Source organism: Streptomyces sp. AM8-1-1 (assembly GCF_032229325.1).
In the GTDB taxonomy this organism is placed as follows: Bacteria; Actinomycetota; Actinomycetes; order Streptomycetales; family Streptomycetaceae; genus Streptomyces; species Streptomyces achmelvichensis.
The window spans coordinates 2,118,415-2,143,548 of record NZ_CP135086.1; the positions used below are offsets into that span (position 1 = coordinate 2,118,415).

Consider the following 25,134-nt stretch of genomic DNA (forward strand, 5'->3'; position numbering starts at 1 on the left):
GCGGGCGGAACCTTGGAACTCGACAGCGCCGTGAACGACTGCTGTATTCCCTCCTCGGCTGCCACCTCTTAGGTCATCGCACTGTTTCGAGGAGTGTTACGCCCAATCCGCGTGGCCCGAGTCACACCCCATTCTCCGCGAAACGACCAGAACAGGCGTTCCCCACACAATCGTGCCGCCGGACCCCCGTGGAATCCGGCGACACGCGGTGCGTACGCCTCTGCGTTCCGGCCGTGAGCGGATCAGTGCTCGCGAGGGGCGGGCACGACGCGCTCCACCTCCGGATGAACGGTCAACAGTTGACGCATGGCGGACTCGGCGCCGGGCGCGTCCCCGGCCGCGAGAGCTTCGACGATACGGCCGTGGTGCGCCAGAGAGGCCTCGTTCGGGCGGTCACAGCCCGTGACCGGACCGCCGGAGACCTGGAGGGCCGCCGAGACGATGCCGGAGAGGTGCTCCAGCATGCGGTTCCCGGCGAGCTGGATGAGCAGGGCATGGAATTCGGTGTCGGCCCGCGAGAACGTGATGCCGTCACCCTGGGCAAGGGCGTGGCCCATGATCTCGACCATGTCGGAGAGCCGCTGCTGGATGTCCTCACGGCCGTGGCCGGCGGCGAGACGGGCGGCGAGGGGCTCGATGGTCCAGCGCAGCTCGGAGAGCTCGCGACGCTGATCGTCACGCTGCGGACCGAAGGCGCGCCACTCGATGATGTCGGCGTCCAGAAGATTCCAGTCGCTGACGGGCCGGACCCTGGTGCCGACATTGGGGCGGGCGCTGACGAGGCCCTTCGCCTCGAGGACGCGCAGTGACTCACGGACGACGGTGCGGGAGACCTCGAAACGCTGGCCGATCTCCTCGGGAACGAGCGGGCGGTCGGCACCCAGATCCCCGGAAACAATCATCTGGCCGAGCTGTTGCACGAGTTGGCCGTGCAGCCCGCGGCCCCGGTTGCCTGCCGCGCGGCGGCCGACCCGGCCCAACTCCGATTCCGAACCCTCCCAGGAGGGCGGGCCGACGCGGTCGACACCCGGGGACTCCGGGTAGGGGTAGCGGTCGAGTTCGCCCGGTCCTGCGAGGCCCGAATCGGCGGGGCGGGCGGCGGTCATCATGGTGTGCGCAAGGGTACTCACGCATCCTTTGTCGGCGAGGCTCCGGCAGCCCTTGAGGTCTTTGGTGAAAAGCACACGAAAGGGTGATCGGCGCTCGCCCCGCAATTGACGCCTTATCGGAAGGAAACGGGCGCACTCAAGGGAGTTGTGAGCAGAAGCCCGCTCCGCGGTCGCTCATGATCACCAAGGTGCCCGACGGCGAAGGCCGGTGACCATATATGCGCAGATCAGGACCGACAACGACAAGACCAGTGCGGCTCCGACGGGTTGGGCGAGGACCCGCACCCCGGCCATGACCAGGTCGTCGGCCTGCCGGGGAAGCCGCACCCAGGTCAGTTCGCGAAGTCTCCCGGAGATTCCGGCGATCGAACGCACGGACGGTCCGATGATCGCCTTCTGCACCAGTGGGGCAATGATGATCGGCACGGCGAGCACGGCGGCCACTCCGGCGGCCGTGACGCGGAAGACTCCCGCCGCGAGCAGACCGGCCCAGGCGCAGCCGACGGAGAGACCGCCCCAACCGGCCGCCAGCGCGGGCCAGTTCCGTGGCAGGTCGGTGACATCGCTCCCGTAGACGACGCGCAGAGCCTGGGCGTCTGCCACCACGACGACGAGCGCCAGCAGCAGGGCGGCAGTGGCGGTGACCATGAGTTTGGCGATCAGCAGCCCGAGTCGGCGCGGGACGGTGCCTCGGGCGGTGGCGAGCGCGGGGTGGCGGAACTCCTCACCGAAGGACAGGGCCCCGATCAGCCCGGCACCGAAGGCCGCGGGCGGCAGCGGGAAGAACGGCGGCCAGGCGGCGAGCACGACCGGCAGCGGCATGGTCCGGGAGCGGGCGAGCAGGATGCAGGCGGCGAGGGAGACGAGGATGACGACGGCGAGGATGACGGCGGGAGTACGCACGCCGAGGAGCCGCAGCAGTTCGTAACGCAGCGGCCTGACAGGGCTGGTGGCGGGGCGGGGCAGCGGCGGAGGGCCGGCGGCGGGCGGCGTCGGCCGTGCCCCTGCCGCGACTTCGGCGTCCCCGGCAACCGGGGACGCGAGGCCGGTGTCACCGATCTCGTCGGTGAGCCGGTGTACGAGCACGCCGTGCCGGAAGGCCGTTTCACCGATCTCGGCACAGCTGCTGCCGTAGACCGAGAGCCGGTTGCTGGCCTCGGTCACCACTTCGACCGACCGCTGGGCGGCCCGCGCCTCGCGCTGCACGACGGCGGCGAGACGCGCCGCGTGGGGGGTGCGGACGGCGACCCGGGGGCGCAGCCGCGTGCGGGAGAACTCCCGGGCGTCCTGGTCCCCGACGAGCCGCCCGCCGTCGAGGGTGACGACATGATCCGCGAGGCGGGCCGCCTCTCTGGGGTCGCTCGTCGTACAGAGCACGGTTCCGCCCTGTTCGGCGTGCTCGCGCAGCAGGGTGTACAACCAGCCCGTCTCGCGCGGGGCGAGGCCCTTGCCGGGCTCGTCGAGGATGAGGGTCTGCGGGTCGCCCAACAGGGCGGAGGCGAGGCCGAGTCTGCGGTCCATCCCGCGCGAGAGCGTACCGAGTTGCTGGGCGCCGAGACCTGCGAGCCCGACGACGTCGAGCATCTCGTCGGCCCTTGCCACCGGCACGCCGGCGGCGGCGCAGAGCATACGGAGCTGACCTCGGGCGGTGCGTGCGGGATGGCCGGGCACGTCGCCGAGGAGTACCCCGACCTCGCGGGCGGGGTGGGCGATGCGATGCAGGGGGTTGCCGCGGAAGTAGGTGATGCCGCGGCCCGGTTCGAGTTCGAGCATCAGGCGCAGTGCCGTCGACTTGCCGGAACCGTCCGCCCCGAGGAGGGCCGTGACCTGGCCGGGCCGCGCCTCGAAGGTGAGGTCGTCGACGGCGGGCGGGAGGTCCCGCCGGTGGGCACTGGTCAGTCCGATGGCCTGGAGCATCTGTTCTCTCGCGGAGGAGCGGTGTACCGCTCGGCGGCGTGGGGCTACCGCAGCAAGATAACGCGACATTTTGGACTTTTGGCGCAGGGTGGAGGGGTGACTCGGCGGGTGTCAGGCAGCGCGGGTGTCAGGCAGCGCGGGGCGCAGGACGGCGGGGTTGGGGCGATGGGGGTGCCCGCAGGGGGGTGTGGGGGGCCCGTGCGGGTCGGAGCGGGCAAGGTGTCAGGCGGCGGCGCGTGCCCTGAGGGTGCGGGGCATGCGGGAGGGGCGTGCGGGCGAGGCGTGCGGATCGGGCTGGGTTGGAGGGCCGCCGGAGCGGGGCGGGGGCCGCGGGAGGCTCAGACCGGCGGCGTGGGCGGGGCACCCGGGTCCTTGGCGCGGCGGCCCGGGCGTGACGCGGTCGGACGCGCCGCGGCGGTGTCAGACTTCCGGACGCAGCATCGGCGGGTTCAGCACGGTGGCCCCACCCGCCCGGAAGAGCTGCGCGGGCCGGCCGCCCTGACGAGTGGTCGTGCCGCCCGCCGGGACAAGGAACCCTGGCGTGCCGGTCACCTTGCGGTGGAAGTTTCTCGGGTCCAGAGCGACACCCCACACCGCCTCGTACACCCTGCGCAGCTCACCGACGGTGAACTCGGGCGGGCAGAAGGCTGTGGCCAGCGACGAGTACTCGATCTTGGAGCGCGCCCGCTCCACCCCGTCCCCCAGAATCCGCGCGTGGTCGAACGCCAGCGGAGCCGCCGACTCACCCTCCCGCGCGAACCCGCTCTCCTGGCCGAGAAGGTCCTCGACCGGCGCCCACCGCGCACTGTTCGCGTCCCCGCCGGCCCGGGGAGCCGGCAGATCGGGAGCCAGAACCAGATGGGCGACGCTGACGACCCGCATCCTCGGGTCCCGTTTCGGATCGCCATAGGTGGCGAGCTGCTCGAGGTGCGCACCATTGCCGGGGGCCGGCGACAAGGGGTCGTGGACGCACAGGCCCGTCTCCTCGGAGAGCTCACGTGCCGCGGCCGCCGACAGATCCTCGTCCCCGCGGACAAAGCCACCGGGCAGCGCCCACCGGCCCTGGAACGGCGGCTCCCCGCGGCGAACGACCAGCGCGCAGAGCGCATGCCGACGCACGGTGAGCACGACCAGATCGACGGTGACAGCAAAAGGGGGGTAGGCCGACGGGTCGTAGGGAGGCATGCCGTGATCATAGTCGTCTGCCTGACGATAAACACTCGTTTCGTCGGGGTGGGGGGCGCTTTCCTCCCCCCCTTCCCCACCCACCCCGCCCACCCGCTCACACCCCCAGTCGGAGGCCCGGCGCTGCCTCCTCGATCATGCCGGGCAGCCAGCGGCTGTCATGGCTCGCTCCGTGAGTCCTGCCGGCCGTCGCGCCGACTGTCCGGGCTGCGCTGACCTGCTGCCTTACGGGGGTGCGCCGACGCGGAGGCCGTCTTCGCGGGCCGGCGGGGCCGGGTGCCGATCGGGGCTCGGGCCTGCCGGGTGCGCGGGCGCCCGCGCCGCCCGGCAGCGTCGGGGGTCTGCGGCTGGTCAGGTGTCTCGTGGATACGCCCGCTTTCTCCGTCGGCGGCGCTCTGGAGCTCCTCTCGTGAAGTGCGCTCCCTACGGAGGCAGTTGCGCAGGGTCTCCGGGTCCAGGCCCTCGTTGCAGGCCTGGTGGAGGAGGCGGGCGAAGACGTACTGATCGTCGAGGCGCAGGGCGAGTCCGAGAGCGACGCGGGCACTGGGCTCGTCCCCGGTGGACCACGCGACCCAGCCCGCGAGGGTGAGGGGGGCTGTGGCGTGCTCGGCATACGGGGCGACGCATCGCCGGCACAGGGCCCGCCACAGGCGCAGGGCCGAATCCGCGTCGGGGCCCTCCATCCACTCCGCTGCGCGGTCCCGGGTCTCCCGGTCCTGCAGTCCGAGAATCATGGCGGCGGCTTCGTCGTGGCTGAGGAGTGCGTCGTCGGTGGCGTCGGTCTGCGACCTGCTGGAGGTCCAGGGCGCCCCGGCGATGCGTGCCATGAGCGTCCGGGCCAGGGTGAGCGTCTCCGCGGCCACCTGCTTGCGTCCCAGTTCGTCGAGGATCCTCGGCACGAGTGCTGCTCCCGCCTTGTCGAGCGCTTTCGCCTGGGCGCCGGCCGACGGAGCCGTCGTGGGTGCGAGTCGCGCCTCCATCTCGCGCAGTGATCCGCGCACGTGGACCCCGGCGTAGGCCGCGGCGGCCGCCATCACCGATGTGCCGGGGATGGCGAGCCTCTTCCCTTCCGGCGGGCAGCAGCGTTCGTCGGGGCAGCAGTAGGACCAGAAGCGTCCGTCGGAGATGCACAGCGCCTCGTAGACGGGCACGTCGAGGGAACCGCAAGCGGTCCGCAGCCGCTGGGCGAGAGGGCGCAGTCGCTCCATCACGCTTCGGCTCGTCTCGCCTTCGGCAGGGTCCTGGCAGAGGTAGACGACGAAGCCGTCGGGACGCGACCCTCGCCGTTCGCTCCCTTCGATCAGGCATTCCGCGAGCTGCTGTGCCACGGGTGACCATTCACGCTGCGAGCGGGGAATGCCGAGCCTCACCCGGCCTCCGAAGCGGCCGCGGCTGCCGTGCAGGGCGACGATCACAATGGAGTCGGTGGGGTGAAAACCCATCATGTACGGAAGCGCGTCGGCCAGTTCGGCGGGGCCGCGCAGGGTGATCTGCTGGTCGTCGGTGCGGTGGACGGGTTCGTGGTGCTTGTTCATGGCATGACGGTCTCGCGGGAGATCACCGTCCGCGACCCCTGTGGATAACGTTATCCACAGGCTGGCGGCTCATTCGCGGTTTGTCGGTGCCATCGGGTTGCATGGGGTCATGACCAACGCAGACCTCGCGGATTCCGCGGACCTCAGGGCCTCGGCCGACGCCGTGCTCGCCCGCCTCGTCTCGGACAGTTCGGGCACGGCCCGGCTGCGCGAGGACCAGTGGCGGGCGATCGAGGCGCTCGTCGCCGACAAGCGCCGGGCCCTGGTGGTGCAGCGGACCGGCTGGGGGAAGTCGGCGGTGTACTTCGTCGCGACGGCGCTGCTGCGCGGGCAGGGCAGCGGCCCGACCGTGATCGTCTCTCCGCTGCTCGCTCTCATGCGCAACCAGGTCGACGCAGCGGCCCGGGCGGGCATCCGCGCCCGGACGATCAATTCGTCCAACACGGAGGAGTGGGACACCGTCCAGGAGGAGGTGGCCGCGGGCGAGGTCGACGTCCTGCTCGTCAGCCCCGAGCGGCTGAACAATCCGGACTTCCGCGACCAGGTGCTGCCCAAGCTCGCCGCCGCCACCGGCCTCCTGGTGGTGGACGAGGCTCACTGCATCTCCGACTGGGGCCATGATTTCCGCCCCGACTACCGACGGCTGCGGACCATGCTGGCGGAGCTGCCGGCCGGGGTGCCGGTGCTGGCGACCACCGCGACGGCCAATGCCCGGGTGACGGCGGACGTGGCGGAGCAGCTGGGTACGGGCGCGGGGACGGACGCCCTGGTGCTGCGAGGCCCGCTGGATCGGGAGAGCCTCAGCCTGAGTGTGCTCCAGCTCCCCGATGCCGCCACCCGTCTTGCGTGGCTCGCCGATCATCTCGGCGAGCTGCCGGGGTCGGGGATCATCTACACCCTCACGGTCGCGGCGGCCGAGGAAGTCACGGCGTATCTGCGCCAGTGCGGGCACACGGTGGCCTCGTACACGGGTCGTACGGAGAACGCGGATCGCCAGCAGGCCGAGGAGGATCTCCTCGCCAACCGCGTCAAGGCGCTGGTGGCCACATCCGCGCTCGGGATGGGGTTCGACAAGCCCGACCTCGGTTTCGTGGTCCATCTGGGTTCACCGTCGTCGCCCATCGCCTACTACCAGCAGGTGGGCCGTGCGGGACGTGGGGTGAAGCACGCGGAAGTGCTGCTGCTGCCCGGCAAGGAGGACGAGGCGATCTGGCAGTACTTCGCATCGGTCGCCTTTCCTCCGGAGGAGTTGGTGCGGCGCACTCTCGATGTGCTGGCGCAGGCGGACAGGCCGCTTTCCCTGCCGGCGCTGGAGCCGTTGGTGGAACTGCGGCGTACGCGCCTGGAGACCATGCTCAAGGTGCTGGACGTGGACGGCGCGGTGCGCCGGGTGAAGGGCGGCTGGACGACCACGGGCCGGCCCTGGCAGTACGACGCCGACCGCTACGCGTGGGTGGCCCGGCAGCGGGACGCCGAGCAGCAGGCGATGCGGGAGTACGCGCGGTCGACGGGTTGCCGGATGGAGTTCCTGCGGCGCCAGCTGGACGACGAGGAGGCGGTTCCGTGCGGCCGCTGTGACAACTGTGCGGGGGGCCGGTTCAGCGACAAGGTCTCCGACACGGCGCTGGACGCCGCTCGCGGTGAGTTGAGCAGGCCCGGTGTCGACCTCGATCCCCGCAAGATGTGGCCGACCGGTCTGTCCGCGGTGGGCGTCAATCTCAAGGGCCGGATTCCGGAAGGCGAGCAGGCCTTCACCGGGCGGGCGCTGGGCCGGCTCTCCGACATCGGCTGGGGGAATCGTCTGCGACCGATGCTGACCGCGCAGTCGCCGGACGCTCCGGTGACGGACGACGTGGTGAACGCGGTGGTGACGGTCCTCGCCGACTGGGCGAAGGGGCCCGGCGGCTGGGCATCGGGTGCACCGGACGCACCGGCGCGTCCGGTCGGCATCGTGACCGTCGCATCGCGGAGCAAGCCACAGCTGGTCGGATCTCTGGGCGCCAGAATCGCCGAGGTGGGGCGGATGCCGCTGCTGGGCTCCGTCGAGTACGCACCCGAGGCGACGGACACCCGCATCTCGCGCACCAACAGCGCTCAGCGGGTGCGGGCCCTGCATGAAGCCTTCACGGTGCCGGCCGAGCTGGCCGAAACGCTGACGGCGACCGGCGGGCCCGTGCTGCTGGTCGATGATCTTTCGGACAGCGGCTGGACACTGGCTGTGGCGGCGCGGTTGCTGCGCAGGGCCGGTGCAAAGGGGGTGTTCCCGCTGGTCCTTGCAGTCCAGGCGTGACCGGAGGGGTCAAAGAAGCTGTCGATGGGCAGGGATATCTGCGTCATACCCGCCGAATCCCGCCGGTGGCGCCAAATTGCTCGTTGCCGCATGCCGACGCGCCAGCGAGAATTGGAACGCTCCCCGCACGGCCCGTTCGCGGTCCGGATGAGCCGTGCCGCGGTGCGCCTCCACCCGATCCTGCCCGCACTGTGGGCGCGTATGCGAAGGGAGTTTCGTGACCTTCGGATTCGCTTCGTCCGCAGCCACTTCGATCACCAGCTCGGGCAATTCCGCCAACCGCCTCGCCAGGCTGCTCGAGCCCGCCGAGTGGGCGGCCGCGGGAATCCCGTTGCTGCGCAATCCGCGAGAAGTGGTCAGTGGTCTGCACGCCCGGCACAGTCCCGCCCCGACGACGGCGGTCGTCGCCGTCCTCGATCATGAGGAACGGCTCGCCGCCAGTGCGTCGTTCGCGCGGCGCTCCGCACCGGTCGACGGCTGGGAGTTCCGGAACGTCCTGCTGGCCCATCTGCGCCGGGTCATCCCACACGATCTTCGCCGTCGTACGCCGGTGCGGACAGCCGTGCTGCTCTACTGCCGGGAGGGCGACGAGCGGTGGACGGAGGAGGACGGTGCGTGGATGTGGGGGCTTCGGGACGCCTGCACTCTCCACGGGCTGCGCTGCGGTGCGTACATCACGCTGACCCGTGGCGGCTGGCAGGTCCTGGGCGAGGGCCGGGGTGGCCGCCGGCCGAGTTCCACATCGACTCCGGGGGATCTGGCGGAGATGGCGGCGGTCGGCGAGCCGTTGGAGCTGCGCACCGCCAGCGGCGCGGTGGACGCGTTGCGTCGCGCAGCCGCCCGCTGAAGCCCTGAGCTGCCGGCGCGTGGGAGCCGGTGGCGGCCGCGACTGATCAACGGCCGACGCCGGGCGCCCCGCGAACCTGCCATGGCTGCGGTCAACCCGATGCCGGACAGGCCCGCCGGGCCCCGTGTCGCGCATCGGCCCCCTCGGCCGGCCCCCGCACCACGAGGTGTCCCGTCAACTCACCGTGCGCCCGGCCAACTGACGGCCACCTGACCAGGGCTCATGGAGCAGGTACGGAGACCCGTCGCGGCTTCTTCATCGGGCGACGCGCACACCGAAGCACCCTCTGTGCCCTACCGTGTCCGGCTGTCCTTCGTCAGGGCAGCCGGACCACGGCACACCGGGAGGTTCGGGCAGGCTCGCGGTCAGGCCGCCACACCGAGTGCGGTGTTGATCCGCTTCGGGTCACCGCACACGATGAGCAGTGCACCTGCCTTGGCCATCGCCGCCGGGAGCGCTGTGGCGGCTTCCTCGTCGGTACCACCGTTGAGCGCGACGACCACGACGGGACGGGTGGAGGCCCGGCCCACAGCGGTGGCGGCGGCGTAGAACACGTCGTCGCCGGCGTCGTGCTGTGCCCAATAGGCGGATTCGCCGAAGGACAGCTCATGCGCGGCCCACGGGTGCTGTTCGCCCGTGGTGAGCACCAGGACGTCGCCCGGTGCCCTGCCTGTGTCGAGCAGAAGGTCGATCGCCTCCTCGGCGGCGTCGAGTGCGCCGTCCGCGGGGGCGGGGATCAACTGGATCTGGGGCTGGGGTCGGGTCTCCGACCGGATAGCCTGCGGCTGTCCGGTGGAGGCGTGCGTACGCGGTGTCGGCGCGGGCCGGGTGGAACCCGGGCCCGGATGTCCGGGACGCGGCGAGGCCATGGAACGCGGACCGGGTACGGGACGGGGGGTCGGCGCGGTGCGGCCGGCGGCCGGTGTAGCGCGGGGACCCTGGGCGCTCTCGTGAATCTGAGGCTCCTCGGGAATGAGAGGCATGGGTGGATGTCTATCAAATGCCGGTTCGAACGGCATAGGCGGGTGGGCACATGAGTGCGACTGCCCTGCCGGCAGGGCTGGTTCAGAATTCGAAGCCGAGCTGTCCCCCACTCTCCAGTTCTGCCGCCTCCGGAGAGAGTCGAATCTTCTTCAGGTGCCGCCAAGCAGGCAGGGCGTCGAGATAGGCCCACGAGAGCCGGTGATACGGCGTGGGGCCGAGCTCCCTGAGAGCGGCCTGGTGGACGGGTGAGGGGTAGCCGGCGTTGTCGGCGAAGGCGAAGTCGAGGAACTCCCCCTGCAGTTCGGCCATCATCGCGTCCCTGCGCACCTTGGCGAGCACCGAGGCCGCGGCGACCGCGACGCACGACTGGTCTCCCTTGATCACCGTACGGACGCGCCACGGATCCCCGAGGTAGTCGTGCTTGCCGTCGAGGATGACCGCGTCCGGGCGTACCGGCAGCGCGTCCAACGCGCGGGTGGCCGCGAGCCGGAGGGCCGCGGTCATGCCGAGTTCGTCGATCTCCTCCGGCGAGGCATGCCCCAGGGAGTGGGCCGTGACCCACTTCTCCAGCTGGACGGCGAGCTCCTCGCGGCGCTTCTGGCTCAGCAGTTTGGAGTCGGTGAGCCCGACTGGCGGCCGGCGCAGTCCGGTGATCGCGGCGCATACCGTGACGGGACCGGCCCAGGCGCCTCGTCCGACCTCGTCGACACCGGCAATGATCTTGGCGCCGGTGGTCGCTCGGATCGAGCGCTCGACTGTGTGTGTGGGTGGTTCGTACGGCATGGCGCCAGCAAGCCTACGCCGACCGACCCCGCCCGGAACAACCGGATTCCCGTCACGGTTCGACCGCGCCCGACGACCTCGCCCGGGAGAGGCGGTCAGCCCTTGTACGGACGGAGCAGTGGCACCATCACCTGGTCGATCATTTCGGCGATGTCTCCGTCCGGCCATTCGCTTCCGCACACCTTGGATCGGTACATCATCAGGCCCGGAATCACGTCGATGACGAGGTCGTGAGCGGCGTCGGGGCGGACATCCCCCCTGACCATTCCGCGACGTACGACGTCACGGAAGAGCTGCGTGGACGGTTCGATCACCTGGCGGACGATCACCGCGAGGAACCGTTCGGCAGCGGCAGAGTCGCACTCGTGAAGCACTGAGCGGAGTGCGAATCCGGACCGCGAGTACATCGCGTCCCGCACTCGACGGCACAGCTGGAAGAGGTCCTCGCGGATGCTTCCGTGATCATCGGCCTCGACCAGCTGGGGCAGGGCGGCCTGCAGGGCATCGGCGACGAGGTCCTCCTTCGAGGGCCAGCGCCGGTAGACGGCCGCCTTTCCGGTCTGGGCACCGGCGGCGACACCTTCCATGGTGAGTCCGCTCCAGCCGACGGTGCTCAGCTGCTCCAGCGCAGCATCGAGGATCGCGCGTTCCAGCACCTGCCCACGACGGCGCAGCGAGACCGGGGATGTCTCGGCAGCGACCGTCCAGCGCGAATTGGCCATCATCTTCTCTCCGTTGGGGACTGGAGTTCAGTGAACGCTTGCGTTCACTGATGGGGACTCTCTACGGTTGACAACAGTGAACGACCGCGTTCACTAACACACTTGTGGGGGGACACCAGTGACAACTTCTGAACTAGCAGCTCCCAGTACGCCCGGGGCCGCTCGCCGACCAGGACGCCCCGGGATTGCCCTCACTGTCATCGCCGCCCTCCAGCTCATGGTGGTCCTCGACACCACGATTGTGAATATCGCGCTCCCCCACATCCAGGGGACACTCGAGTTCACCACGACCCAGCTGTCCTGGGTGGTCAACGCCTACACACTCACCTTCGGCGGGCTGCTGCTGCTCGGCGGCCGGGCGGGCGACATACTCGGCCGCCGGAGAGTCTTCATCTTCGGCGTGCTGCTGTTCACCTTCGCCTCGCTGCTGTGCGGCGTCGCGCAGGAGGCCTGGCAGATGCTCGCCGCGCGCGCACTCCAGGGCGTCGGTGGCGCGATCGCCTCGCCCACCGCGCTGGCACTGATCACCACCACTTTCCGCGAAGGCCCGGAGCGCAACCGCGCGTTCGGCATCTTCGCCGCCGTCTCCGCCAGCGGCGCGGCCATCGGTCTGCTCGCCGGCGGCATGCTCACCGAGTGGCTGGACTGGCGCTGGGTGTTCTACGTCAACCTGCCGATCGGCATCCTCATCGCCGTACTCGCGCCGATGTTCATCAACGAGTCCGACCGGCACTCCGGGCGCTTCGACATCACGGGTGCGCTCACCTCGACCGTGGGCATGGCGTCCTTGGTCTACGGGTTCATCAGGGCCTCCGAGGACGGCTGGAGCGACGGGCTCACGCTCGCCGCGTTCGCCGCGGCGATCATCCTGCTCACCGCGTTCGTCATGATCGAACGTAAGGCACGCGAACCGATCACACCGCTGCGCATGTTCGCCGACCGCAACCGCTCGGGCACATATCTGATCATGATGAGCCTCGCCGCGGCCATGTTCGGCATGTTCTTCTTCATCGTGCTGTTCGTGCAGAACGTGCTGGACTACAGCCCCATCACCTCCGGTCTCGCGTTCCTGCCGGTCACCGTCATGATCGTGACTGCGGCCGGGCTCTCGTCGAAGCTGCTCCCCGTGCTCGGCCCCAAGCCGTTCCTGGTGGCCGGGGCGCTGTTCACGGGTAGCGGTATGGCGTGGCTGACCGCACTCTCCCCGGAGAGCTCGTACCTCGGCGGGGTGCTGGGGCCGATGCTCCTCTTCGGTTTCGGCATGGGCCTGGTCTTCGTGACCGCCACTCTCACCGCGGTCTCCGGGGTGTCGCAGCACGAGTCGGGGGCGGCATCCAGTCTGCTCAACGCCACCCAGATGGTGGGCGGTTCGCTGGGGCTGTCGATCCTCATGACCATCTTCAGCACCGCCAGCCGCGACGAGGCCGAGCGACAGCTGCCGTCATTCCTTGCCGAGTCCACTCCGGCACAAAAAGCCGTGTTCGAGAAGACTCACGAGATGCCGCCGCCGTGGGGACACCAAGTACTCGCCGAGGGCATCGCGACATCGTTCTGGGCAGGTGTCGGCCTGGTCGGACTGGCCGCGGTGATCGCCCTGTTCGTCATTCGGGTCCGCAAGAGCGACTTGGAGGCGCTCAGTGGTACAGCGGGCCCGGGAGGGCACGCCGCGTAGCGCCGGGTGCGGGCCGCGTCGGCCACCGACGCGGCCCGCACAGAGGCCCCGGCTGCCGACGCGGCTCGCACCACGTTCTGTCAGCGGGACTGAGCAACAGACCCCGAGCAGGTCGAAGCCGCACACTCACGCAGTGTGAATCGACGATCAGCGGCAGAGCGTCAGCGAGCCGATGCCGGGAGCCAGTCCGGCAGCGTCTCCGTACGCTCCAGCCACGCGGCCGGCGGCTGTCCGGCCTTCCCCGCGGCGACCACCCCGCAGGCGATGGCGCACGTCGTGTCCACGTCGCCTCCGACCTGCGCGGTCGTCCAGAACGTCCGCTCGAAGTCACCGAGCGACCGAGCGGCCGACCAGAGCGCGAACGGCACGGTGTCGTGCGCGCTCGTGCGCCTGCCGCTGCCCAGGACCGCGGCGACGGTCCCGGCGTCGTTGTAGTCGAGCATGTCCCGCGCCCGGCGCAGCCCCGCTCCCACCGCACTGCGCGGCACGAGCGCGATGACGCCGTCGAGCAGATCCGTGGGCTGGGGCGGTCCCGCCGGATTCGCTGCGATCGCTGCTGCCGCCGCCACAGCCATGGCGCCGACCACAGCCTCACGGTGCTGGTGCGTGGTGTACGAGGAGATCTCGGCCTGGTGCGTGGCCTGCTCCGGGTCGTCCGCGTACCAGGCGCCGAGGGGCGCGATCCGCATCGCAGATCCATTTCCCCACGAACCCTGGCCCTTGAACAGCCCCGTGGCCAGTTCTCGCCAGTCGCCGCCTTCGCGGATCAGCCGGAGCATGCGATTGACAGCGGGGCCGTACCCGCGGTCGAAGTCATGATGCTCGGCGAAGGAGCCGGCCAGCGCGTCCTGGTCGATGCGGCCGTGATCGGCGAGCACGGCGAGAACCGAGGAGGCCATTTCCGTGTCATCGGTCCACTGCCAGGTGCCCGAGGGCACCTCGCGCCGCTTCAGCAGCGGGTAGTTCGACGGTACGAAGTACTGGGAGCCAAGGGCGTCTCCCACGGACAGTCCGCGCAGGCTGTCCAGGGCGCGTGCGAAGCGCCGGTCACGAGAGGAGTCAGCGGTCATCTTCCTGCCACTCTATCCGGTGACGCCGTACGGCTCGGGGGTGCGCCAGCGCTCGAACGGCCGGTCAAGGGCGTAGCGGCCGTCCTCGCCGAGCTCCAGCACCCGCATGTCCCCGTTGCAGGGATTGGCCAGCGACTCGAAGTCCGCGACCGTCCAGTGGAACCAGCGCATACAGAAGAGCCGCATGGTCAGTCCGTGCGTCACGAGCAGCACGTTCGGCGGGTGGTCGGGCGACTCGAAGCTCCGGTGAAGGCTCTCCAGGAAGGCGCCGACCCTGTCGTACACGTCCGCTCCGGACTCGCCCTGGGCGAAGCGGTAGAAGAAGTGCCCATAGGCGTCTCGATAGGCCTTCTGGAGCCGTACGTCGTCCCTGTCCTGCCAGTTTCCCCAGTCCTGCTCCCGCAGCCGCGGCTCCTCGCGGACCCGGACGAGTTCGGGGTCGAGGTCGAAGGCGCGGAAGGTCTGGTGCGTGCGGCGGTAGGGAGAGACGTAGACGCTCACCTGCTCGCGGCCGAACAGCTCACGCACCCGGCGGCCCGTCTCCTCGGACTGGGCCCAGCCCTTGCTGGTCAGCCCCAGCGCATGGTCGGGCTCGCGTTCGTACACGGTGTCGTCGGCGTTCCCTTCCGACTCTCCGTGCCGGACGAGGACGATGCGTTGCGGTCTTGCCATGTCTCGACCCTAGATCGCCCTGGGGCCCGCTGAGCGGCGGGACAGGATCCAGGCGGCCGATCCGGCCCGTGAGGTGTGGCACATCAGGGGCCGCCGCCCTGTCGGCAGGAGGCCGTCAGACGGTCCAGGACGGTTCGAGCTGGACGACATCACCGCTGAGTGCCGCGACATCCGCCTCGGTCTGCGCCCGCAGGAGCAGCCTCTCCACGCGCTCCCGGCGGTACTTCCCGTGCTCGGCGGCCGACTGCCACATCGACATCACCAGGAACTCGTTCTCGGGAGCCTCGCCGAACAGCCCCCGGACCATTCCGGGCGAGCCCGCCATGGCCGGGTTCCACACCTTCTCCTGCATGAGCGCATAGTGCTCGACCCGTTCCTCGCGGACCTTGCAGTGCGCGACCCGCACCACGTCGGCCCCGGTGAACCGCGGCTCGAAGCCGGTCTTCACATCGAAGCGGTGGTCGAACAGCTTGGCCTGGCTGTCCTTGTACGTGCCGGACTGGCCGGACGCCAGCCGGTCGTGTGAGCGCGCCATGAACGAGTCGTAGAACGCCCGGCTCTCCCAGAATGCGAACACATGCGCCACATGCGGCCGCCCCTTGCTCCACCCGCCACCCTGTCCCCGGAATCCCGGCTCACCCAGCAGCCCCGCCCACTTCCGCTGTCCCCGCTCGAACCCACGACGGTCCACCACGGTGCAGCGAATCCACTTGACCAGCACCGCGCCATCGTACGGCTCGGAACGTGGCGCCGGTCACTCTCCCGAGGAGTGCACTCCTTCCAGATCGGCAGAAGCATCGGCCGCCAGTTCGATCTCGAACCCGCCGACGAGGATCCGGGCCCCACCGACCCTCGGAAATGATCGATTCCGGGCCGCGTGCCGTTCGGAGCGGGCGGGACCGGCCCCGCCCCTCCCCTGAAAGCCGGCCGCGCTGTCAGACCCACGCTGCACAATGATCGTCATGACGGCGTTGCACACCAATCCCCTGTTCAGCCGGCTGGAGTCGGCCGAGCGCGTCCTCGTCGCCGGCGCGGGCGGCGGGTTCGACGTGTATGCCGGCTTGCCGGTGGCACTGTCCCTGCATCACCAGGGCAAAGAGGTCCACCTCGCGAATCTGTCGTTCAGCGCCCTCGAAGGTCTCCCGCTCGACGCCTGGCTCGCACCCGACCTCGCAGTCGTCACCCCGGCAACATCGCTTCACCAGACCTATTTCCCCGAGCGCACCCTCGCCCAGTGGCTGGACCTCCACGGCTGTCCGAGCACGGTCCACGCCTTCTCCCGCGTGGGAGTCCAGCCGTTGCGCGCCGCGTACACGGCTCTCCTGGAGCAGTACGACATCGACGCTGTGGTCCTGGTGGACGGCGGCACGGACATCCTGATGCGCGGCGACGAATCGGGGCTCGGCACCCCCGAGGAGGATCTGACGAGCGTGGCCGCGCTCCACGGAATCCCGAAGGATCTCGCGCCGGAGCGGCTGGTCGTCTCCGTCGGCTTCGGTGTCGACGCCCACCACGGGGTGAGTCACGGCCTGGTACTGGAGAACATCGCCGCGCTGGACGCCGACGGTGCGTACCTCGGCGCCTTCTCGGTGCCGCGCACCACCCGCGAGGGTGCGCTCTTCCTGGATGCCGTGGCCCATGCTCAGGCGCACACCGCGGATCATCCGAGCATCGTCAACGGCTCGATCGCCGCCGCGGTCCGAGGCGATTTCGGCAACGTCCAGTTCACCACCCGCACCCGGGGCAGCGAACTCTTCATCAACCCTCTGATGTCCCTCTGCTTCGCCTTCGAGCTGGACGGACTGGCCCGGCGCTGCCTCTACCTGGACCGTATCGAGCACACCCATCTCATACGCCAGGTCAGCAGCGCGATCGAGGCATTCCGCGACGAGATCGTTCGACAGCGACCGCCTCGCCGCATCCCGCACTGAGCCGATAACGTCAACCGACCGTGAAATCCCGACAGTTACGGGAAGGGCAAACTGGTGAGCAGCCTCAGCAAGGGCGTCGGCAAGGTCGAGGTGTCCCTCCGATGGGATCCGAGTCCCCTGGGCGAGGCGCCCCACGACCTGGACATAGTCGCCGCGACGTACACCGCGGAAGCGCCCCACGGTGAACCGGCGTACGTCGTGCACTTCGACAGCCGGTCGCCCGACGGCACCATCAATCTGACCCGGGACAGCAAGACGGGGCAGGGCTTCGGGTCCGACGAGGTCATGACGCTGGAATTCGACCGGCTGGCCCCCACGTACGGACGTGTTCTGGTGGGTGTGGTCATACAGCAGCGGGACGGTCACCGGGTGTTCGGCGATGTGGCGAACACCCTGGTGAAAGTCGCCGAGGGCCATACCGAGCTCGGGCAGAACGACCTCTCGGGCCTCCCGACGGCCACGGCGGCCGTCGTCGCGGAGTTCGTCCGCGGCGACACGGGCGAGTGGCAGTTCCGCGAGGTCGTGCGCGGCTACGACACCGAGCCGCAGGAATTCATCTCGCTGATGGGCAACGACTGAGAGGCCGGCCCGGATGGATCAAGAACTTCGGAAGCGTTTCGCGATGCTGACGACCGCCCATCTCACCGACGCCTGCATCCGCGCCCGGCTGCCGGTTCGTTGCGCCCCGGCAGCGATGCACGCGGTGGTGCCGGGCAGCAGGCTGGCCGGGCGGGCCGTGCCCGCCCGGCATGTCGGCAGCGTCGACATCTTCCTGGAGGCGTTCGAGGGGGCGCGGCCCGGCGACGTGCTCGTGGTCGACAACCGCGGCCGTACGGACGAGGCGTGCGTCGGTGACCTCGTGGCTCTGGAGGCGCTGGACGCGGGTCTGGACGGCATCGTGATCTGGGGCCTTCACCGCGACACGGCCGACATCCGGGAGATCGGCCTGCCGGTCTTCAGCCTGGGAGCCGTCCCGACGGGCCCGCTGAGACTCGATGTCCGTCCGGACGATGCCCTGGAGTCGGCAATGGTCGGCGAGTGGACGGTGGACGGCGCGGACCTGGTCCTGGGCGACGAGGACGGCGTCCTGTTCATCCCGGCGGCGCATGCCGATGAGCTGTTCGCACTCGCGGAGTCGATCCGGGACACGGAGCGCCGCCAGGCGGAACGCATCCGCGCGGGTGAGTCGCTGCGCAGCCAGGTCCGGTTCAGGGCCTATCTGACCGCGCGGGAGCAGACGCCGTCGCTGACCTTCCGCGACCATCTGCGCGCCGTGGGCGGGGCGATCGAGGAGTAGTTCCCGCCCCTCGGTAGTCCCGCCCCACGGGCTCAGACCAAGGGGCGGGGAGCCGAAGAATTCGACTCCCCGCCCCGACAGGGTGGTTCACCCTCGAGGGGTGCCCGGGATCAGCTGCAGCCGCTCGTCGAGCCGCAGCCCTCGCAGATGTAGCAGGAGCCGGCCCGCTGCATCTTCGTCCCGCAGGAGAAGCACAGCGGCGCGTCGGCACTGATGCCCAGCTGCATCTCCACCAGCTCCGCAGAGGTGTGCGCCTGCTGCGGGGCCGGGATGGCCGCCTCCGGGGTGGCGACCGCCTTCAGTTCCTGCTGCCGCGGAGCGGACTGGGCCAGGCCCTCGACGTCCAGCTCCTCGTCGGTCGGCTCGTACGACCCGGTCTCGAGGTGACGCTGACGCTCGTCGGCCGAGTGGATGCCGAGCGCCGAACGGGTCTCGAAGGGCAGGAAGTCGAGCGCCAGACGGCGGAAGATGTAGTCGACGATCGACTGCGCCATCCGCACGTCCGGGTCGTCCGTCATACCGGCCGGCTCGAAGCGCATGTTGGTGAACTTCGAGACGTACGTCTCCAGCGGGACGCCGTACTGCAGACCGACCGAGACGGCGATGGAGAAGGCGTCCATCATGCCCGCGAGGGTGGAACCCTGCTTGGACATCTTCAGGAAGACCTCGCCCAGACCGTCGTCCGGGTAGGAGTTGGCGGTCATGTAGCCCTCGGCGCCACCCACCGTGAAGGAGGTGGTGATGCCCGGACGGCCCTTCGGGAGGCGCTTGCGGACCGGACGGTACTCGACGACCTTCTCGACCGCGGTCCGGATCGTCTCCTCCGCCTTCGCGGTGACCTCGGCCTTCTCCTTGTCCTTGGTCTTGGCGGAGAGCGGCTGGCCGACCTTGCAGTTGTCGCGGTAGATCGCGAGCGCCTTGACGCCCATCTTCCACGCCTCGAAGTAGACCTCTTCGACGTCCTCGACGGTGGCGGTCTCCGGCAGGTTGACCGTCTTGGAGAGGGCGCCGGAGATCCACGGCTGGATGGCCGCCATCATGCGGACGTGTCCCATCGCGGAGATGGAACGCTCACCCATGGCGCAGTCGAAGACCTCGTAGTGCTCGGTCTTGAGGCCGGGGGCGTCGATCACATTGCCGTGGTCGGCGATGTGGGCGACGATCGCCTCGATCTGCTCCTCCTGGTAGCCCAGGCGGCGCAGGGCCTGCGGCACGGTGCCGTTGACGATCTGCATCGAGCCGCCGCCGACGAGCTTCTTGAACTTGACCAGGGCGAGGTCGGGCTCGAGACCGGTGGTGTCGCAGGACATCGCGAGACCGATGGTGCCGGTGGGCGCGATGACCGAGGCCTGCGCGTTGCGGAAGCCGTTCTTCTCACCGAGGCGGATGACGTCCTGCCAGGCCTCCGTCGCGGCGGCCCAGATCGGCGAGTCCAGGTCGTCCATGCGGACGGCCGCGGTGTTGGCGTCGGCGTGCTGCTTCATGACGCGCTGGTGCGGAGCCGCGTTGCGGGCGTAGCCGTCGTACGGGCCGACAACCGCGGCGAGTTCGGCGGAGCGCCGGTACGACGTACCGGTCATCAGCGAGGTGATGGAGCCGGCGAGCGCGCGGCCACCGTCGGAGTCGTAGGCGTGACCCGTCGCCATCAGCAGGGCGCCGAGGTTGGCGTAGCCGATGCCGAGCTGGCGGTAGGCGCGGGTGTTCTCGCCGATCTTCTGCGTCGGGAAGTCCGCGAAGCAGATGGAGATGTCCATCGCGGTGATGACCAGCTCGACGACCTTGGCGAAGCGCTCGACGTCGAAGGACTGGTTGCCCTTGTCGTCGTCCTTGAGGAACTTCATCAGGTTCAGCGAGGCGAGGTTGCACGAGGTGTTGTCCAGGTGCATGTACTCGCTGCAAGGGTTCGAGCCGTTGATACGGCCGGACTCCGGGCAGGTGTGCCAGTTGTTGATGGTGTCGTCGTACTGGATGCCGGGGTCGGCGCAGGCCCAGGCCGCCTCGGCCATCTTGCGGAAGAGCGACTTGGCGTCGACCTCCTCGATGACGTCGCCGGTCATCCGGGCGCGCAGACCGAACTTGTCACCGGCCTCGACGGCCCGCATGAACGCGTCGTTCACCCGCACCGAGTTGTTGGCGTTCTGGTACTGGACGGACGTGATGTCGTCGCCGCCCAGGTCCATGTCGAAGCCCGCGTCGCGCAGGGCGCGGATCTTCTCCTCCTCCTTCACCTTGGTCTCGATGAAGTTCTCGATGTCGGGGTGGTCGACGTCGAGGATGACCATCTTGGCCGCGCGACGGGTGGCGCCGCCCGACTTGATCGTTCCTGCAGAGGCGTCCGCACCGCGCATGAAGGAGACCGGACCGGAGGCGTTGCCGCCGGAGGACAGCAGTTCCTTGGAGGAACGGATCCGGGAGAGGTTCAGGCCGGCGCCCGAGCCGCCCTTGAAGATCATGCCCTCTTCCTTGTACCAGTCGAGGATCGACTCCATGGAGTCGTCGACGGACAGGATGAAGCAGGCGGAGACCTGCTGGGGCTGAGGCGTGCCGACGTTGAACCACACCGGCGAGTTGAAGCTGAAGATCTGGTGCAGGAGGGCGTACGCCAGCTCGTGCTCGAAGATCTCGGCGTCGGCGGGCGAGGCGAAGTAGTTGTAGTCCTCACCGGCCTTCCGGTAGGTCTTCACGATCCGGTCGATGAGCTGCCGCAGACCGGTCTCGCGCTGCGGGGTACCGACGGCCCCGCGGAAGTACTTGCTGGTGACGATGTTGACCGCGTTGACCGACCAGAAGTCGGGAAACTCGACGCCCCGCTGCTCGAAGTTGACCGAGCCGTCGCGCCAGTTGGTCATGACGACGTCACGGCGCTCCCAGACCACCTCGTCGTACGGATGCACTCCGGGGGTGGTGTGGATTCGCTCGATGCGCAGACCCTTGCTCGCCTTGGACCCCTTGGCTCGGGATCCTCGTGCCGGGCCGCTCGCCGTCTCTGTCATGCCGCCTCCCATACGTGGGCAAAAACGCCCTGATGTGCCCAGATCTTCCCGAGGCACAGTTCTTGTCCGATGCCGTGAACGCCGCAGGGCGCCGTAGCAGGTCCTGGTGCCGCCTGACTGTGGTCGGCGGGCGGTCGGGTGTCCGACCGCTCCGGCCGGCGTCGCTCAGTCGGCGGCGGTGGCGGGAACGGGGACCTCGAGGGTCTCGCCCGTGCCGCCTTCCTCTGCGGGCGGCCGTTGCTCGCGGAGCTCCGCGATGGCCGCCTCGAAGTCTTCGAGTGAGTCGAATGCCCGGTAGACGGACGCGAAGCGCAGGTAGGCGACGAGGTCGAGCTCCTGCAGGGGACCGAGTATGGCCAGACCCACGTCGTGGGTGGTCAGCTCGGCGCTTCCCGTGGCGCGCACCGCCTCCTCGACCCGCTGGCCGAGCTGGGCGAGGGCGTCCTCGGTGACCGGCCGCCCCTGGCACGCCTTGCGCACGCCGGAGATGACCTTGTTACGGCTGAAGGGCTCGGTCACACCGCTGCGCTTGATCACCATCAGCGAGGCGGATTCCACCGTCGTGAAGCGACGGGAGCAGTCGGGACACTGCCGACGGCGCCGGATCGACGTCCCGTCGTCGGTGGTGCGACTGTCGACGACACGGCTGTCGGGGTGCCTGCAGAAGGGGCAGTGCATGGTTCCCAACCCTCCTTCGCAGCACGACTGAATAGCCTCGACAGGCGGTCGAAGCCCTTTCGAAGCAGCCCCAAGCATAGGCGATGACCACGGTCTTGAAGCACCGGGGACCACAACTTGTGGGCGACAGACACAATCCAACCACTAGATCTGGGGTTGGGCCGCCTTTTTCACCCCAAGCGCGTGTCGCGTGGCGAGCACGGATCGCAGACGGCATACGGGCGGTGACACCCCGGCACCGACGGCGCCCGGCAGGCGGCGAACCGATGCAGCGAAGACGCTCAGGGAGTCCGGCGCGGAACCGCTCACGGAGACCGGCCACGAGGGTACGCGAGGGGCGCGGCGCCACCTCTTTCCGGGGCCTGGATGCAAGACTGCGGGCACCGTCCCGCCGTTCCGCGAGGCGGGTGATCACCGTCATGACCCGAATTGCTCGCCGAGCGATCATTCGCACATACACCCAGCCACGCGCTTGCGTCAGCTAATCTGCCATATTTCACTCGAACGTGTGTTTGGCGCAACCTTTCGAAAGCAACTACCGTTGTCCAGCTAGGGAGACCATTCGAGAGGGGCCGACGTGACCACCACCGCAGACAGTGCCACCATCACTGCCCAGGACCGCTCCCAGAACCGATTCGAGCCGGTGCATGCCATGAATGACGCAGCCACGACCCCCGAGGGTCCCAAGCCGACGCGTTCGCTGCCCGGCCGGCCCCCAGGGATCAGGGCGGACAGCTCCGGGCTCACGGATCGGCAGCGGCGTGTCATCGAGGTGATCCGTGACTCCGTCCAGCGACGGGGTTACCCGCCGTCGATGCGCGAGATCGGACAGGCCGTGGGCCTGTCCAGCACCTCTTCGGTCGCTCATCAGCTGATGGCGCTCGAGCGCAAGGGCTTCCTGCGCCGGGACCCTCATCGGCCCAGGGCCTACGAGGTGCGCGGCTCCGACCAGCCCAGCACCCAGCCGACGGACACCAGCGGCAAGCCCGCCGCATCGTACGTCCCGCTGGTCGGCCGGATCGCGGCCGGTGGCCCGATCCTGGCCGAGGAGTCGGTCGAGGACGTCTTCCCGCTCCCCCGGCAGCTGGTCGGCGACGGCGAGCTGTTCGTCCTCAAGGTCGTCGGTGACTCGATGATCGAGGCCGCCATCTGTGACGGCGACTGGGTGACGGTGCGGCGCCAGCCCGTCGCGGAGAACGGTGACATCGTGGCAGCCATGCTCGACGGCGAGGCCACGGTCAAGCGGTTCAAGCGGGAGAACGGCCATGTCTGGCTGCTCCCGCACAATGCGGCGTACCAGCCGATCCCCGGCGACGAAGCGACCATCCTCGGCAAGGTGGTGGCTGTGCTGCGGCGGGTCTGACACCACCCGCCGGCTCCGACCGGGCCCCGGGACCCACTGCGCCGGTCCCGGGGCCCTGCCATGTCCGCAGGGCCCGCACTCCACCGCGTCTCGCGCGTACCCCGGCGTCAGGTTCCTGCCTTGGCTGCGGCGTCGATCGCGGACAGTGAGCGACGCACCTGGTTGCGGTCCGTGGTGTACCAGAAGTCCGGCAACGACGCTCTCAGGTAGCTCCCGTACCGTGCGTTGGCCAGCCGGGGATCGAGTACAGCAACGACGCCGCGGTCGCCCGTGGCCCGTACGAGACGTCCGGCGCCCTGCGCCATCAGCAGCGCGGCATGCGTCGCCGCTACGGCCATGAAGCCATTGCCACCCGCCTCTTCCACTGCCTTCTGGCGGGCGCTCATCAGGGGGTCGTCGGGCCGTGGGAAGGGAATGCGGTCCATCACCACCAGCTGACAGCTGGGGCCCGGCACATCGACGCCCTGCCAGAGCGAGAGTGTGCCGAACAGACAGGTCTCCGGGTCAGCGGCGAAGGCCTTGATCAGCTCGCCGAGTGTCTCCTCGCCCTGCAACAGGATCCGGTTGTCGAGCCGGCCACGCAGCTCCTCGGCCGCAGCCTGGGCGGCCCGCATGGACGAGAACAGTCCGAGCGTGCGGCCGCCCGCCGCCTCCACCAGCTCGGAGAGTTCGTCCATCATGTCGCCGCGGGACCCCTCGCGGCCCGGCGTCGCCAGATGGCGTGCGACGTAGAGAATCCCCTGCTTCGGGTAGTCGAACGGTGAGCCGACGTCGAGGCCCTTCCACTGCGGGACGTCCTCCCCGGCAAACCCCTCGGGGGACAGACCGAGGGACGCGCCCACACCGTTGAAGTCGCCGCCGAGCCTGAGGGTCGCGGACGTCAGCACCACCGACCGCTCGGTGAACAGCTTCTCCCGCAGCAATCCCGAGACGGTCAGCGGGGCGACCCGCAGGGAGGCACCGAACCGGTCGTGGCGCTCGTACCAGACGACGTCGTATTCGGAACCCTGGGTGATGCGCTCCGCGACGCCGTGGATGTTCTCGACGGCTGCCAGCGCCTGCTTGCGTACCGCGTCCTCGTCCTGGACGGACTTGTCGCGGGTGGAGCCGAGCGCCGAGATGACATTGCGCGATGCGTCGCGCAGCGCCAGCAAGGCGTATCCGAGGTCCTCGGGAATCTCCTCCAGTCGGCCGGGAAGGGCGAGCTCCATCAGCCGCTCGAAGGTCTCCGAAGCGGTCTGCAGGGCATCCGCCGCCTTCTCGTTGACCAGCTTGGCCGCGCGCCGCACCGCCCGGTTGACCTGGCCCGGCGTGAGCTCCCCGGTCGCCGCACCCGTCACCCGGGACACGAGCTCGTGGGCCTCGTCGATGATCAGGACCTCATGGCTGGGCAGCACGGGCGCGCCCTCGATCGCGTCGATGGCCAGTAGCGCGTGATTGGTGACGACGACGTCCGAGAGCTTGGCCCGCTCCCGGGCCATCTCGGCGAAGCACTCAGCGCCGTACGCACACTTGCTGGCGCCCAGGCACTCGCGGGAGGAGACGGAGATCTGTCCCCACGCCCGGTCGGAGACCCCGGGCGTGAGGTCGTCCCGGTCGCCGGTCTCCGTCTCGTCGGCCCAGTCCCGCATACGGAGCAGATCCTGGCCCAGCTTGCTGGTGGGGGCGGCCGCCTCGAAGGGATCGAACAGCCCGTCCTCCTCTTCCTGCGGCACACCTTCGTGCAGACGGTGCAGACAGAGGTAGTTGGACCGGCCTTTGAGCATGGCGAACTCCGGCCGGCGGCGCAGCAGGGGATGCAGTGCGTCCACCGTGCGCGGCAGGTCCCGCTCGACGAGCTGCCGCTGGAGGGCCAGGGTGGCCGTGGCGATGACGACGCGCTCCCCGTGCGCCAGCGCGGGCACCAGATAGCCCAAGGACTTTCCGGTGCCGGTACCGGCCTGGACCAGCAGATGCGAACCGTCGTCGACGGCGGCGGCCACGGCCTCGGCCATGGTGACCTGGCCAGGCCTCTCCACACCACCGACGGCGGTGACGGCGGCGTGGAGTAGTTCGGGGAGGGATGGCTTCGTCATAGGCCGACCAC

At 69.6% G+C, this 25,134-nt stretch carries 20 protein-coding genes; 7 read left to right on the forward strand and 13 right to left on the reverse strand.

Annotated elements, in window-relative coordinates:
- Positions 1-242: 242 nt before the first annotated feature.
- From RPQ07_RS09550 to RPQ07_RS09565, 4 genes are all read right to left on the reverse strand, one after another.
- Entirely contained in the window at positions 243-1,130 is an 888-nt protein-coding gene (locus RPQ07_RS09550) for a FadR/GntR family transcriptional regulator (protein ID WP_313943675.1), read from the reverse strand.
- Between the two features lie 159 nt (positions 1,131-1,289).
- Positions 1,290-3,026 carry an ATP-binding cassette domain-containing protein gene (locus RPQ07_RS09555; RefSeq protein WP_313943676.1) on the reverse strand — a complete coding sequence of 579 codons (1,737 nt, stop codon included), beginning with the start codon at positions 3,024-3,026 and terminating at the stop codon, positions 1,290-1,292.
- Between the two features lie 420 nt (positions 3,027-3,446).
- Entirely contained in the window at positions 3,447-4,211 is a 765-nt protein-coding gene (locus tag RPQ07_RS09560; RefSeq protein ID WP_313943677.1) for an NUDIX hydrolase, read from the reverse strand.
- 158 nt (positions 4,212-4,369) lie between these two features.
- A complete protein-coding gene (locus RPQ07_RS09565; protein WP_313943678.1) occupies positions 4,370-5,746 on the reverse strand; it encodes a DUF4192 domain-containing protein in 1,377 nt (458 codons plus the stop codon).
- A 109-nt stretch (positions 5,747-5,855) separates the two neighbouring features.
- On the opposite strand from RPQ07_RS09565, the gene RPQ07_RS09570 reads away from it, so the two are divergent.
- On the forward strand, positions 5,856-8,036 hold the full coding sequence (locus RPQ07_RS09570; RefSeq protein WP_313943679.1) for a RecQ family ATP-dependent DNA helicase: 2,181 nt from the start codon (positions 5,856-5,858) through the stop codon (positions 8,034-8,036).
- 217 nt (positions 8,037-8,253) lie between these two features.
- Positions 8,254-8,883, forward strand: a complete 630-nt coding sequence (locus RPQ07_RS09575) for a hypothetical protein (protein ID WP_313943680.1) — start codon at positions 8,254-8,256, stop codon at positions 8,881-8,883.
- A gap of 365 nt (positions 8,884-9,248) precedes the next feature.
- Here RPQ07_RS09575 and RPQ07_RS09580 read toward each other — a convergent pair whose 3' ends face one another.
- From RPQ07_RS09580 to RPQ07_RS09590, 3 genes are all read right to left on the reverse strand, one after another.
- Positions 9,249-9,866 carry a hypothetical protein gene (locus RPQ07_RS09580; RefSeq protein WP_313943681.1) on the reverse strand — a complete coding sequence of 206 codons (618 nt, stop codon included), beginning with the start codon at positions 9,864-9,866 and terminating at the stop codon, positions 9,249-9,251.
- 82 nt (positions 9,867-9,948) lie between these two features.
- A complete protein-coding gene (locus RPQ07_RS09585; RefSeq protein WP_313943682.1) occupies positions 9,949-10,650 on the reverse strand; it encodes a ribonuclease HII in 702 nt (233 codons plus the stop codon).
- Positions 10,651-10,745: 95 nt separating this feature from the next.
- The gene (locus tag RPQ07_RS09590) at positions 10,746-11,372 is read right to left on the reverse strand and encodes a TetR/AcrR family transcriptional regulator (RefSeq protein WP_313948834.1); all 627 of its coding nucleotides are present in this window, start codon (positions 11,370-11,372) and stop codon (positions 10,746-10,748) included.
- Positions 11,373-11,490: 118 nt separating this feature from the next.
- Between RPQ07_RS09590 and RPQ07_RS09595 the strand changes: the two genes are divergently transcribed.
- Positions 11,491-13,044 carry an MFS transporter gene (locus tag RPQ07_RS09595; protein WP_313943683.1) on the forward strand — a complete coding sequence of 518 codons (1,554 nt, stop codon included), beginning with the start codon at positions 11,491-11,493 and terminating at the stop codon, positions 13,042-13,044.
- A gap of 161 nt (positions 13,045-13,205) precedes the next feature.
- Here RPQ07_RS09595 and RPQ07_RS09600 read toward each other — a convergent pair whose 3' ends face one another.
- The 3 genes from RPQ07_RS09600 to RPQ07_RS09610 all read right to left on the reverse strand — a co-directional run bounded on the left by RPQ07_RS09600 (position 13,206) and on the right by RPQ07_RS09610 (position 15,507).
- Complete coding sequence (locus RPQ07_RS09600) at positions 13,206-14,114, reverse strand: ADP-ribosylglycohydrolase family protein (protein WP_313943684.1); 909 nt, start codon at positions 14,112-14,114, stop codon at positions 13,206-13,208.
- 12 nt (positions 14,115-14,126) lie between these two features.
- Positions 14,127-14,786 (reverse strand): histidine phosphatase family protein, encoded by a 660-nt coding sequence (locus RPQ07_RS09605; RefSeq protein WP_313943685.1) that lies wholly within the window; start codon positions 14,784-14,786, stop codon positions 14,127-14,129.
- A 115-nt stretch (positions 14,787-14,901) separates the two neighbouring features.
- Positions 14,902-15,507, reverse strand: coding sequence for a YdbC family protein (locus RPQ07_RS09610; RefSeq protein ID WP_313943686.1), 606 nt, complete (start codon positions 15,505-15,507; stop codon positions 14,902-14,904).
- A gap of 241 nt (positions 15,508-15,748) precedes the next feature.
- Between RPQ07_RS09610 and RPQ07_RS09615 the strand changes: the two genes are divergently transcribed.
- The 3 genes from RPQ07_RS09615 to RPQ07_RS09625 are packed head-to-tail and all read left to right on the forward strand — an operon-like array spanning position 15,749 to position 18,014.
- Positions 15,749-16,717, forward strand: coding sequence for a DUF1152 domain-containing protein (locus tag RPQ07_RS09615; protein ID WP_313943687.1), 969 nt, complete (start codon positions 15,749-15,751; stop codon positions 16,715-16,717).
- A gap of 54 nt (positions 16,718-16,771) precedes the next feature.
- Complete coding sequence (locus RPQ07_RS09620) at positions 16,772-17,296, forward strand: TerD family protein (RefSeq protein ID WP_313943688.1); 525 nt, start codon at positions 16,772-16,774, stop codon at positions 17,294-17,296.
- A gap of 43 nt (positions 17,297-17,339) precedes the next feature.
- Positions 17,340-18,014 (forward strand): RraA family protein, encoded by a 675-nt coding sequence (locus RPQ07_RS09625; protein ID WP_313943689.1) that lies wholly within the window; start codon positions 17,340-17,342, stop codon positions 18,012-18,014.
- Positions 18,015-18,124: 110 nt separating this feature from the next.
- Here the strand turns inward: RPQ07_RS09625 and RPQ07_RS09630 are convergent, their stop codons facing one another.
- Together RPQ07_RS09630 and nrdR are read right to left on the reverse strand one after the other, a co-directional pair.
- The gene (locus tag RPQ07_RS09630; RefSeq protein WP_313943690.1) at positions 18,125-21,007 is read right to left on the reverse strand and encodes a vitamin B12-dependent ribonucleotide reductase; all 2,883 of its coding nucleotides are present in this window, start codon (positions 21,005-21,007) and stop codon (positions 18,125-18,127) included.
- Positions 21,008-21,172: 165 nt separating this feature from the next.
- Positions 21,173-21,685: a transcriptional regulator NrdR gene (nrdR, locus tag RPQ07_RS09635; protein ID WP_313943691.1), complete on the reverse strand. Its 513-nt coding sequence runs from the start codon at positions 21,683-21,685 to the stop codon at positions 21,173-21,175.
- Between the two features lie 577 nt (positions 21,686-22,262).
- On the opposite strand from nrdR, the gene lexA reads away from it, so the two are divergent.
- Positions 22,263-23,048 (forward strand): transcriptional repressor LexA, encoded by a 786-nt coding sequence (gene lexA / locus RPQ07_RS09640; RefSeq protein WP_313943692.1) that lies wholly within the window; start codon positions 22,263-22,265, stop codon positions 23,046-23,048.
- Positions 23,049-23,155: 107 nt separating this feature from the next.
- Here lexA and RPQ07_RS09645 read toward each other — a convergent pair whose 3' ends face one another.
- On the reverse strand, positions 23,156-25,123 hold the full coding sequence (locus RPQ07_RS09645) for an ATP-dependent DNA helicase (RefSeq protein WP_313943694.1): 1,968 nt from the start codon (positions 25,121-25,123) through the stop codon (positions 23,156-23,158).
- Positions 25,124-25,134: the final 11 nt, after the last annotated feature.